This window comes from Enterococcus florum (assembly GCF_004309355.1).
Classification (GTDB): Bacteria; Bacillota; Bacilli; order Lactobacillales; family Enterococcaceae; genus Enterococcus_A; species Enterococcus_A florum.
The window spans coordinates 21,262-33,521 of record NZ_BJCC01000042.1 but is presented as its reverse complement, the minus strand read 5'-3'; the positions used below and the strand labels follow the sequence as shown (position 1 = coordinate 33,521).

The 12,260-nt window shown below is 43.4% G+C and carries 13 protein-coding genes; 12 read left to right on the top strand and 1 reads right to left on the bottom strand.

Translation table 11 applies throughout. The features are described from left to right. The 10 genes from NRIC_RS18680 to NRIC_RS18635 form a co-directional block, all read left to right on the top strand. Positions 1 to 412, top strand: a 412-nt coding sequence (locus NRIC_RS18680; protein WP_146624237.1) for a sortase, incomplete at its 5' end; no start/stop codon positions are given. Between the two features lie 193 nt (positions 413 to 605). Further along, on the top strand, positions 606 to 1,835 hold the full coding sequence (gene mtnK / locus NRIC_RS18675; protein WP_146624236.1) for an S-methyl-5-thioribose kinase: 1,230 nt from the start codon (positions 606 to 608) through the stop codon (positions 1,833 to 1,835). 1 nt (position 1,836) lies between these two features. Beyond that, positions 1,837 to 2,892, top strand: coding sequence for an S-methyl-5-thioribose-1-phosphate isomerase (locus NRIC_RS18670; RefSeq protein WP_146624235.1), 1,056 nt, complete (start codon positions 1,837 to 1,839; stop codon positions 2,890 to 2,892). 11 nt (positions 2,893 to 2,903) lie between these two features. Continuing rightward, positions 2,904 to 3,545: an L-fuculose-phosphate aldolase gene (locus tag NRIC_RS18665; protein WP_146624234.1), complete on the top strand. Its 642-nt coding sequence runs from the start codon at positions 2,904 to 2,906 to the stop codon at positions 3,543 to 3,545. A gap of 250 nt (positions 3,546 to 3,795) precedes the next feature. Further along, positions 3,796 to 5,868 carry a BglG family transcription antiterminator gene (locus NRIC_RS18660; RefSeq protein WP_146624233.1) on the top strand — a complete coding sequence of 691 codons (2,073 nt, stop codon included), beginning with the start codon at positions 3,796 to 3,798 and terminating at the stop codon, positions 5,866 to 5,868. 43 nt (positions 5,869 to 5,911) lie between these two features. Then, positions 5,912 to 6,220: a PTS sugar transporter subunit IIB gene (locus tag NRIC_RS18655; RefSeq protein WP_146624239.1), complete on the top strand. Its 309-nt coding sequence runs from the start codon at positions 5,912 to 5,914 to the stop codon at positions 6,218 to 6,220. Between the two features lie 26 nt (positions 6,221 to 6,246). Then, a complete protein-coding gene (locus tag NRIC_RS18650) occupies positions 6,247 to 7,530 on the top strand; it encodes a PTS sugar transporter subunit IIC (protein WP_146624232.1) in 1,284 nt (427 codons plus the stop codon). 18 nt (positions 7,531 to 7,548) lie between these two features. Then, complete coding sequence (locus NRIC_RS18645) at positions 7,549 to 7,947, top strand: tetratricopeptide repeat protein (protein WP_146624231.1); 399 nt, start codon at positions 7,549 to 7,551, stop codon at positions 7,945 to 7,947. A 21-nt stretch (positions 7,948 to 7,968) separates the two neighbouring features. Continuing rightward, entirely contained in the window at positions 7,969 to 8,835 is an 867-nt protein-coding gene (locus NRIC_RS18640; RefSeq protein WP_146624230.1) for a class II fructose-bisphosphate aldolase, read from the top strand. A 1-nt stretch (position 8,836) separates the two neighbouring features. Then, entirely contained in the window at positions 8,837 to 9,454 is a 618-nt protein-coding gene (locus tag NRIC_RS18635) for an AAA family ATPase (protein ID WP_146624229.1), read from the top strand. Positions 9,455 to 9,497: 43 nt separating this feature from the next. Here NRIC_RS18635 and NRIC_RS18630 read toward each other — a convergent pair whose 3' ends face one another. Beyond that, positions 9,498 to 10,451, bottom strand: a complete 954-nt coding sequence (locus NRIC_RS18630) for a sugar-binding transcriptional regulator (RefSeq protein ID WP_146624228.1) — start codon at positions 10,449 to 10,451, stop codon at positions 9,498 to 9,500. A gap of 218 nt (positions 10,452 to 10,669) precedes the next feature. Here NRIC_RS18630 and srlA point away from each other — a divergent pair, with 218 nt between their 5' ends. After that, on the top strand, positions 10,670 to 11,203 hold the full coding sequence (gene srlA, locus NRIC_RS18625; RefSeq protein ID WP_146624227.1) for a PTS glucitol/sorbitol transporter subunit IIC: 534 nt from the start codon (positions 10,670 to 10,672) through the stop codon (positions 11,201 to 11,203). Positions 11,204 to 11,220: 17 nt separating this feature from the next. After that, positions 11,221 to 12,243 carry a PTS glucitol/sorbitol transporter subunit IIB gene (gene srlE / locus NRIC_RS18620; RefSeq protein WP_146624226.1) on the top strand — a complete coding sequence of 341 codons (1,023 nt, stop codon included), beginning with the start codon at positions 11,221 to 11,223 and terminating at the stop codon, positions 12,241 to 12,243. Positions 12,244 to 12,260: the final 17 nt, after the last annotated feature.

Sequence of the window (12,260 nt, the reverse complement as noted above, 5' to 3'; positions counted from 1 at the left end):
TGTGTTGACCGGCCATACGGGACTGACTTCCGGCAAGCTGTTAACAGACTTGACCGAAATGAAACAAGGGGATCTGTTTTATTTGACTGTCTTAGATCAGACGCTGGCTTACAAGGTCGATCAAATCAAGGTTGTACTGCCAGAAGAGACCGAGGCTTTGCGACCTGTTGCTGGAGAGGACCACTGTACGATCGTGACGTGTACACCGTATGGCGTTAATTCGCACCGCCTATTGGTACGAGGGATTCGCACCGCCTATGTGCCAGAAGAAAAGGACAAGATCAAGGCGGTCAACAATACTCAAGTAGATCGAAAGGTACTGCTTGCGGCAATTATCACAGCGAGTGTGATGCTAGGAATGATCCTGATTCGGCTGATTCTGCTTCGACGAAAGGGGAAGGCGGAAGAGTAAAGCTTAAAGAGATTTACATTCGAAATATACAAAAGATCTCTGAACAAATCTATAAATCACTGACTATACGGTTGGTGATTTTTTTAGTAGCTTTACAGAAAATCACTAGTATCAAATGTTTTCAAATGATTAGAAAAAGATTACACTAGAGAGAAACCAAGCTCGGTCTATCTGAGCACGTAAGGAGATATCTATGCACGCAACACCAGCTCATTTACCAAAATACCAGCACCATTTTTTAATGCAACAAGCAGACATCAAAGAGTATGCAACACAAGAATTACGACTGTTTCCACTCGATGCAACGCTTTTGGTCACCGAGATTGGAGATGGCAATATCAACTATGTTTTTCGGATCGAGGAACAAGAAACCGGCAGGAGTGTAGTCATTAAACAGGCGGATACATTGCTGCGTTCCTCTGGACGTCCATTGTCGATCGACCGCAGTCGAATCGAAGCAGAAATCTTGAGGTGGCAAAATGAATTGGCTCCTGTGTATGTGCCGAAGGTGATTCACTTTGATCCTATAATGTACGCACTGACGATGGAGGATATCTTTGACTATCAAAATATGCGCTATCAGTTGATCGAAAAGCAGGTTTTTCCAAATTTTAGTCAGGAAATCTCTAGCTATTTGACGGAAGTGCTGCTGCCGACGTCTGATTTGATTTTGGATCGGGCTTTAAAAAAGCAGAAAGTGCGCCAGTTTGTCAACATCGAAATGTCGGATATCAGTGAGGATTTGGTTTTCACTGAGCCGTACGATGATTATAAAAAGCGTAATGTTCTCACCATCGGCAATGAAGCGTTTGTTCATCAGCAGCTTTACGAAAACAATCGATTGCAGACAGAGGTCGCTTGGCTGCGGGATCGTTTTATGAACCAGGCGCAGGCATTGATCCATGGCGATCTGCATACGGGGTCGCTGTTTATCAATACATCTGGACTGAAGGTCATCGATCCCGAATTCGCTTTTTATGGTCCGATCGGCTACGATATTGGCAATGTGCTGGCTCATTTGTATTTTCCGCTGGTCAAAAATCGGTTGGATGGTTCCTTTGATAAAGCCTTTAATGACTGGTTGCTGCATACTATTAAAGAAGTGTATGATCATACCTATGAAAAATTCACTGCTCTATATGATCAGCAGGTCCAGCTGCCTTTGTATCAAAACCTGGCTTTCAAAAAAGAATGGTTGGCAGCTGTTTTTGCGGACGCGGTCGGCTATGCTGGAACAGAAATCATTCGGCGAGTCGTTGGGGATTCCAAGGTGAAGGAATTGTCGTTATTAGAGGATCACAGCAAACAGCTTCAAATGGAACGTATTTTGATCCAAACGGGGATGCAGCTGATTTTAAAACGTCAAGAAATTACGCGTGGCCAACAGTTGATCGAGTTATTTTATCAAGCAGAGGAGCTCTAGTATGGAAAGACAAGATGGGCAAATGCCTACATTATTGCAATACGAGAATGTTGCCTGGTATGAAGCAGGAAGGGTTCGGATTTTGGATCGACGAATCTATCCGACGCGAGTGGAGTACGTCGATTGCTGGACGTATCAGGAAGTTGCACAGGCAATCGCAGATATGGTCACCCAAAGTGCAGGGCCATACACAGCTGCTGGTATGGGTATGGCTTTAGCAAGTGAACAAAGCAAAGGCTTTTCGCCTGGAGAACGGGTGGCATTTTTGGAGCAGGCTGCAGAGACGATCGCAACGGCTCGGCCGACAACAGCCAATCGGATGCGGCTGATCACAGAGAGTTGTGTAAAGGCAGCTAAAACGGCTTTAGATCAGCAGGCAGATCCCACAGAAACTATCAAGCAAATGACGATCGATTCATTAAACAGGCGTTATTTTATTATGAACAAGGTCGCAGGTTATTTGATCGATCAGATTCCAGACAACGGAACCGTTTTGACCCAATGCTTTGGTGAGACGATCGTGGGTATGCTGCTGCGCAGAGCCAAGGAACAAGGAAAAAAACTGCGCTTCTTTTGTGCAGAGACTAGGCCGTATTTACAGGGCGCTCGTTTGACGGCGAGCTGTTGTGCAGAGATGGGGTTTGATACCACGGTAGTTTCAGATAATATGATCGCGTATATCATGACGCATGAGAAAATCGATCTCTATACATCCGCTGCAGATACGATTGCACAGGACGGCTATATCGCCAATAAAGTCGGAACGTATCAAATCGCATTGCTGGCCAATCGTTTTGGGATTCCTTATTTTGTCACGGGGATTCCGGATGTCGATAAGAAAACCCAGGCCGATATCACTATCGAGATGCGTGATCCCGCACAAGTGATGGAAATGAATGGCATCAGGCATACGTCGACTAGAGTAAAAGCGATCTATCCTTCCTTTGATGTGACTCCACCAGAATTAATCGGCGGGATTGTGACGGATCGGGGGATCTATTCCCCCTATGATCTTGCCAGCTATTTAGGAGAACAACCAAAAAATACATTTTATTAAGAGGGAACACGATGAATTATTTAAACGAACGAGAACAACTGGTTGCTTATGGAAAAAAATTGATTACGGACGGTTTGACGACTGGTACCGGCGGCAACATCAGTCTCTATATGCGAGAAGAAAAGCAGTTTTTGATCAGTCCCAGCGGGATTCCTTATTTTGAGATGGAGACAGAAGACATTGTCGTGATGAATTTGCAGGGAGAGGTAGTCGAAGGGGTACGCAAACCCTCCAGCGAACACGAGCTGCACGCGATTTTTTATCGGAACCGCTCCGATGTCAATAGTGTAGTCCATACTCATTCGGAATATGCTACTACCTTTGCCTGTCTGAATCAGGAGATCGAGCCGTTGCATTATCTCATCGGCTCAATCGGTGAGAAGATTCGCTGTTGTGCCTACAAAACCTTTGGCAGTCCTGAATTGGCTGAGGAGGCGTTTCAACAGATCAAACAAGATAAAGGCATTCTGCTAGGCAATCATGGGGTGCTGACAATTGGTGATTCTCTGGGGAAGGCTTTCGAAGCTGCCAAGGATATCGAATTTATAGCGAAGCTGGCCTATCGAGCCCTAAGCATCGGAACCCCTGTGCTGCTGAATCAGCAGCAATTGCAGGAGGCTGTGGATAAATTCGGGACATACGGACAACCATGAAATAACGGATAATATTTAAGGAACTTCTATTAACGAGCAGAATGCGTTAATAGGAGTTTTTTTATAATTCATCAAAAAAATCGTGATTTTAAAATAACGCACAAGAACAATCGCTTTTTTCGAGCAATCTATTCAGAGAAAAAATTCCTTTTAGTAACGCTTACATTTTTGCAAAAAAAGGTGGCAACAATCTCTACTTATCAAGAATTGTTGCCGCCTATATACTTTGTTTAGACGAGGGGATAAACACATGAAAGATCGAACCATTCACATTTTAAAACTTTTTATAACTACGGATTATCCTTTGGACCTATCGGCGCTGGAGGAAAAATTCCATATTAGTGCCCGCACCATCCGCAATGAATTGAAAGAGATCAACGAGTTTTTAACCCAGCAGAATTTCCCTGAAATTGAGAATGTCCGCAAAAAGGGCTACCAGCTGGTTTTGTCAGAGGAACAGCGGAAGAAGCTGAACGATTTTACTAAAAAGGTAGAGAAGCCGGATTATCTGGAAAGGGAAAATCGGATTTTTGATTTGATCCTGGCCTTTTCATTAGGGAAACGACCCGTTTTTCTTTATCAAAAAGAAGAGGAATATCTCATTTCCAAAAGCACATTGGATGAAGATATGCGGCGGGTTCGGACGACCCTGCAAACCTACGGCATTGAAGTGTTAAGCATTGCCAAACAAGGCATCGTTCTCCGGGGAGCCGAGCGTTCCATTCGGACGATGATTTACGACATTATCAATGACACAGTCGGGGTAATTGATCCTGAGAAGGAACACTTGTCCTCGTTGAATCGTTCGATTCTGGAGCGCTACATTCCGCTGGCGCTGTTACAGAAGCTGGATCAGCTGTATGACCAGTCCATCTCATCTGTAGAAGACAATATTTATCGTAACCAGCTCATTGTTTTTACGGCCGTTTGGCTCAGTCGTTTTTTGCGGCAGGATTTAATTGCTAGTACCGCTTGGGAAGTGGTAGACACCCCCCAAAGTGAAATTCGTGATTACGTGAATGCGATTTGTGAGACTTTTGCGATTCATCCGCCAGAAATTGAAATTAAGTACATCGTATTTATGTTGAATACCTTCAACTCGCGAGATATGAACAACTCCATCGAGTGGGTACAAGCGCAGTTATTGTCGATTCAATTGATTCAGTTTGTCGAAAAGCAAACTAAGATTCCTTTTTCCCGTAAGGAAGAGGTGCTGCAGGAAGGGCTGTACAAGCATATTGCCGGATTGATCAATCGAGTCAAAAGCGATGTCCAGATTGTGAATCCCTTAAAGGAAAATATCCAAAAGAACTACGGCAATATCTACGCGGCCATCCAGCAATTCACACCGAAAATTGAGAAAACGACCGGCAAAAAGCTCAGTGATGATGAACTAGCTTTTCTAACCATTCATTTCTCGACTTCGGTCAGTGCGATTAATCAAGACCTTCATTACGTTTATAAAGCAGTGGTGATCTGCAACCATGGCATGGCCACTGGCAAGCTGCTGTCAGAAAACTTAAAGGAGCTATTCAATATTGAGGTGCTGGCCGTGCTAAGCTCACGGGAAATCGCCTTGATTGCTAAGCTGGATGTCGATTTAGTCTTCTCCACCGTGCAGGTTTCCTATAATCAAAAGCCGCTGCTGGAGCTGGATCCGATTATCAAAGAAGACAGCAAGAAACGGATTCAGCAGTTTTTAGCGGAAAACAGCAAATACAAACGTCTGATTCACAACAGCAACGATTCCACACAGTTGTTCTATGCCTTAATTGACATTATTGAAAAAAGCCAAGGCAAGGTCACTGGTGACATTTATAAAGAATTAGAATTAGTCTTTGATCAAAACCATTTGGTGATCAATAAAAAGGAGATTCAGCCAATGTTGAAAGATGTATTAAAGGACAGCGCAATTTTACTGAAACAGCCTGTTCACGACTGGGAGGAAGCGATTGAAAAGGTAGCAGAGCCTCTGTTAAAGGAAGCTGTGATCGAAAAAAGCTATGTTGAGGCTATGATTCAAGCGGTCAAGGAGTTCGGACCGTATATCGTGATCGGCAAGCACATCGCGTTAGCCCACGCTCGTCCCGAAGACGGCGTAAATCGGCTGGGATTAAGTGTCGCTACGTTGGAACCGCCGATAGAATTTGGCAATGACAGCAATGATCCAGTGAAAATCATCTTTTGTCTGGCCGCGGTGGATTCCTTTTCTCATCTGAATATTATGAAAAGTCTGGTGGAGTTAATCAACGATGAAGCCAAGATTGACCGATTAAGTGAGTTCACCGACATAGAGGAATTTAAAGCAGTGTTGTTTAGTTAAGCAGGAATTAATTTTTTAAAAAATAGAATGGAGCGAATGAATGATGGGTAAAAGAGTAGAGATTTTATTTGTTTGTGGAGCAGGGCTAGGCAGCAGTTTTGCCGCTCAGATGGCCGCAGAGGATGTTTTAAATGCACACAAGGTAGACGCAAAATTGGATCATGTGGATATTTCAACCGCGGCTTCTGTTCAGCCAGATGTGATTATCACTGCACAAAATTTCCAGTCGCAATTTGAAAAATTTTCCATTGATGAAAGCAAAACATCGATTGTCTTTTTGAAGAATATCGTCTCAAAGGCAGAAATCGAAGAAAAATTATTACCGGTATTAGCAGCAAAAGGTGCGTTGTAAAAAATTAGCATAAAGGAGACAAAACAATGGGTGTAGTGAATTTTATTATCCAAAATATTTTGACACAGGCCTCAATCACAATTGCTTTAATTGCCATGCTGGGGTTGGTTTTGCAAAAGAAATCCGTGGGACAAGTTATCTCCGGTACCTTAAAAACGTTGCTGGGCTTCCAGGTGTTAAGTGCCGGCTCCAGCATTATTGTAGGCAGCTTGACCTACTTTGGCGAAATCTTTACTGCCGGCTTCAACATGCAAGGAATTATCCCTTCGATTGAAGCGATTAATGGACAGGCAATGAATGAACTGGGCTTAGGTCGTGACATTGCCTTAACGTTCTTAGCAATTTTTGTTTTTAATATTCTCATTGCTCGATTTACTAAATGGAAATACATCTTCTTAACGGGTCAGGCGATTTTATGGATGGCTACTATGACCACAGTTTTTGGCTACTTCTCCGGTCTAAGAGGAATTGTTTTGATTCTGGTTGGTGGATTTGTAGGGGCGGTCTTCGCGGTTGCTATGCCAGCGATTGCTCAGCCGATTATTCGCAAAATTACCGACTCCAATGATATTGCCTTAGGACACTTCTGTACGATTGGCTACATGTTCGAAGCTGGAGTTGCATACATTTTCGGAGAAAAAGGCGAAAACAAGAAATCAATTGAAGATATTAATTTGCCAAAATCCTTTGAATTCTTGCAAGATACGTACCTGTCAGTAATGGTAGTTATGGTGCCGTTGTACATTATCACGGCTGCCTTCGCTGGAGATGGCGTAGTGGACACAGGTTCCCAGCATTACCTGATGTACGCTTTCCTGCAAGCAATCCAATTTGTCGTTGGGGTGTACGTTCTGCTTTCTGGAGTACGTCTGTTGCTAGGAGAAATTGTGCCGGCCTTCCGAGGAATTGCCATGAAGCTTGTGCCGAATGCAATACCCGCTTTGGATTGTCCTGTGTTCTTCCCGTATTCACCAAATGCGGTTATCTTAGGCTTCATTACCACGACCATCGGTACAATTATTGCTATGTTTGTTTTGCCAATGTTCGGTCTAGCAATGATTTTGCCAGGGATGCTGACGAACTTCTTTGCCGGCGGTACGGCGGGGATTTTCGGAAATGCAGTTGGCGGCCGGCGCGGCGCAATTATCGGCGGGATCGCTCACGGGTTCTTTATTACCCTATTGCCAGCACTGCTAGTAACGATTTTCAATCAAATGGGCTTTGTCAATGCTACAGCAACAGATGTGGACACCGTAACTGTCGCTCTGTTATACGCATGGATTTTAAGTCCCATCTTAAAAGCCTTCTAGGCTGGAAAGGAGCACCCGATGTTTGGCTTTTTCAAAAAGAAAGAAAAGAAAGCTGCTGAAGTAGTAGAACCAACCTTGACCGAAGAGGAGAAACAAGCACTGACAGCCAAGGCTCAGGAATTAATGACTCAAATCGAAGCGGCTAATCCAGAAGAAAAAGAAGCGATGGCGCAATTGTATGAACAACTGGGATTAATCTATGCAGAACTAGAAGATACTGAACAAGCCATCAAAGCACTGGAAACCAGTCTGGATTATAAGCTCACTATCAAGGACGGCTACAAAAAGTTAATGAGTCTCTACAACGCCAAGCGGGCAGAAGCTGCCCGCAACAGCGACGATGCGGGGATTGATTATTATATGGGCAAGATGGACGACATGCGCCAGATTGCCAAGAAGGTCACCATTAGCGGATAAAAAAGAAAAGAAGGTAAAGCAATGTATAAAACACTCAAAGAAGTCACTCAAACAGCCACCGAATTAAACATGACCATTGGTGCCTTTAATACCCACAATTTGGAGATGCTGCCGGAAATGATTCGCGCAGCCAAAGAAATGGGGGCACCGATTATCATTCAAACCAGTATCGATACGGCTAAATATATCGGGTACAAAGTCATGGTTGCTGTAGCCAAAGAAATCGCAGAGGATGAAATGGTGGATGTCTGCCTGCATCTGGATCATGCTCGGGAGTTTGACGAAATTAAAGCGGCAATTGATGCAGGCTACTCTAGCGTAATGTATGATGGCTCACATCTGCCCTTCAAAGAAAATGTTGCCAAAACCAAAGCAGTGGTTGAATACGCTCATGCCCATGGTGCTTCTGTAGAAGGTGAATTAGGAACTATTGGTGGAACGGAAGAAGGCATTTCAGTCGCCGAAGATGACAAGGTTTATACCAAACCGGCCGATGCCGTAGAGTTTGTTAAACACACAGGTGTTGACGCGTTGGCGATCGCGATTGGCACGAATCATGGCCAATTCAAATCAAAAACCGAAGTCAACATTCCCTTGTTGAAGGAAATTCATGCAGTAGTTGATATTCCACTAGTTGTTCACGGTGGTACTGGTGTGAAGGAAGAAGATTATCCAGAGCTGATTAATCACGGCATTCGCAAGTTCAACGTCGGGACTGAACTGCTGGTAAACTGGACTCAAACTGCGAAAGATTCCTTTGCCAAAACCGAAGTCAACAAATCTCTGCGCCACAACGTGATTCCAGCAAATATGAAGGTAAAAGAAATCGTGAAGCACAAAATCGGATTGTTCATGAATGTGGACAGCCCGTTAGCGCTGAAACAATAAGATGAAAAAATATCTGATCTTACTAGCCGGCAGTCCAGCAACCGGCAAAACCTATTTAATCAATGAGATCAAAAAAGTATTGCCGGAACTGTTTGTTATTACCCCCGATGAAGGCAAGGAGATATTGGCAGATTCAGTGGGTTTTAACAATCCAGCTGAAAAAGCAGCACTGGAGCAGCGGGTCTGGAAATTTTATTATGGTGTGCTGGATTTATACATGGAGGCTGGCAAACGGGTAATTCTTTCTGAGTATCCCTTCAGTCACAAACAAGCGCCGAAGCTGCAGGTGCTAGCAGAGCAGTATGACTATCAACTCATTACCATTCGTTTGGTTGCTGATTTTGCGGTGCTGTGGCAGCGGCGAAGGGTGAGAGATGTGGCTAGTGATCGGCACTTGAGTCATATTATGACGCATTATCATTTTGGTGATCAACTGACTGATCGTACCCAAGCAGATGCTTTGATTACGGAAGAAGCCTTCCGTCAAATCATTGAGGACCGAGGCTACCACCAATTTCAATTAGGCGAACTAGTAGAGTTTGATGTTTCAGATTACGAAAAAGTAAATTATCAACCGTTTATTCAAGCATTGAAAAAGCGGATTGAGGAGAATCGTTAAAGAAGAATCCAGTCCCTGAAAATTAAGGACTGGATTCTTTATTTTACTGGTCTGGATCATCAGAAAGCATTCGGTGAGCAATCACATCGGTAGTGATTAAATCAGTCACCAGCTGATTCTTACAGGCATAATAAACCCCCGACCACTTGTCTTCGTGATGGGCAATGGCTACCACCTGCGGAATTTTCTTCAACTCTTCGATCCCTACACCAATGACATTGTTGTTAATATCATGATTGACTTCCTTGCCTTCACGGTCAAAGAAACGGGAGTTCACATCTCCGACAACTCCTAGTTTTTCCAACTCAACAATATCCTCTTTTGTTATATAGCCAATCTCCTCCATTGTATTTACATGGTAAGGTGATGAGATGCTGACGATTGCCAGCGAGACATTTTTCGCTTCTTCCAAAATGCCTTTGATATAAATATTATTTTCGAACTCTTGCCGCATTAAAGGATTGGATACTAGTGCAGGTGTATACAAATACTTTGACGTACTGCGAGTTTTTCTAGCAAATTCATAACATAGCTGATTAGAGTGAATATCGAAGTGATCCGTACCCATCCCGCCAATCAGAGGAATAAAGACCTTGTCAGGATAGTTCTCAAAAGGAAACTGAGTAACTAAGCTCTTAATAGATTTCCCCCAAGACACTCCAATCGAATCCGCATTTTCAATGTTATTTTTAATGGAGATTGCTGCAGTCTGTCCCAACACCTTCTCCACCTCAGAAAAGGATAAATTACTGGTGTCGATCACGACAGCTGAATTTAGACCAAACTCTTTTTCTAGTTTATTTTCCAGATCAATGGAATAGACATCTTCACTATTAATAAAAAATTCGATAAACCCCTTGTTGCGAGCAGCGATCAGCCATTTTGAAATAAGAGAGCGTGAGACCCCTAGCTTTTTCGCTATCTGTACCTGTGTTAACCCTTCTTTGTAGTAGAGTGTGGCAACCTTCAGCATATTTCTTTCTTCGGATGTACTCATCTCTCTCCCCCTCCTAGACGCAAACCGATTTATGTTTTGCGTACTGTTAAGACAGTACCATTCTAAACTATTTCACGCTAAAAAAAAAGTAAAAATATCATTTGACATTTTTTGTGTCACTTGATATATTGTTCTCGAAAGTATCAATGGACACGATTTGTGTCATATGATACTAAAACTCGCGCGAGTGTCATATTCCAAATTTTAGGAGGAAGGTCATGGATTTTTTAGTAAAACTATCAGACGGTTTCATCGGGATGTTTCAGGCAGGAGCTGAGACATTTGTGGGATTTCTAACGGGGATCATCCCATTGCTTATTACGTTAATCTTGTTTGTAAACGCTTTGATCAAGATTATTGGTGAGGAAAGAGTGTTCGGCTTCATGCAAGTGTGTACTAAGTTTATCGTTTTGCGCTATACCTTGATTCCATTTCTAGCTTGTTTCTTTTTAACCAACCCAATGTGCTATACCTTCGGACGTTTCTTAAAGGAAGAGCACAAGGCGGCTTACTATGACTCAACCGTGTCAATGGTTCATCCAATTGTTGGTCTTTTTCCTCATGCGAATGCAGCGGAATTATTTGTTTATTTAGGGGTTGCTGCTGGTTTTGAAAAGGTAGGAAACCAGAGTGAGTTGGCTCTCCGGTATCTTTTGGCTGGTTTTGTCGTCATCCTCATTCGGGGAATTGTTACCGAACGAATCTATGCTATTTTAGCTAGTCGCGACAAAAAGAAAGCTGTAAATGCCTAACGAACGGAGGGAAAAGAATGAGTAAAACAGTAATTGTTCATAAAGGAAAAGGCGGATGGGGCGGCCCATTAACTTTGGTTCCAGATGCGAAAAAAAAATATGTCATTAGTGTAACTGGTGGCGGTATCCATCCAGTAGCCGAAAAGATTGCGCAGCTAACAGGAACAACGGCAGTGGATGCGTTTAAAAACCCAGTAGAAAAAGATGAAACCTTAGCAGCGGTGATTGACTGCGGCGGAACCGCTCGCTGCGGCACCTATCCAAGGATGCGAATCCCAACTGTCAATGTGAAACTGCAGGCGCCTTCTGGACCATTAGCAAAATTCATGACGGAAGATATTTTTGTTTCGGGAACAACAGTAAATGATCTGGAAGTAGTTAATGGAAGCACCAGTAGTTTAGAAGAGACCGTTGTACAAGAAGTTAAAGAGGAACCAATTGTTAGAGAAATGGGAGAGCCTGTACAGGAAGAATCAGCAACGACAGCTGACGAAGCCTATGAAAGCAAAAAAGGTTTTATCGGTCTGATTGATAAGATTGGTCGGGCAGCCGGCAGCTTCATTAATATTATGTATCAGGCCGGTCGCGAAACGATCGAAACCGTCATGACTAATATTTTACCATTCATGGCCTTCGTCGCTACATTAATCGGGATCATCAATTATACCGGGATTGGTGATTTAATCGCAAAAGTGTTGTCACCGTTAGCTGGAAGCCTAGTTGGGTTAGTCATTTTAGGCCTAATCACCAGCTTGCCATTCTTATCGCCATTACTAGCGCCGGGAGCAGTGATTGCATCAGTAATTGGGTTATTAATCGGTACAGAAATTGCGAACGGAACCATTCCTGCGCACTATGCATTACCAGCATTGTTTGCCATTAATTCACAAGTGGGCTGCGACTTTGCACCTGTAGGAATGACCCTTGGGGAGGCTGATCCAGCGACGATCTCCTCAGGTGTTCCATCAATTCTTTTCTCAAGAGTATTAACCGGACCTTTGGCAGTTGTGGTTGCTTACTTCATGTCATTTGGACTGTAAAAATAATTTAAGAGGTG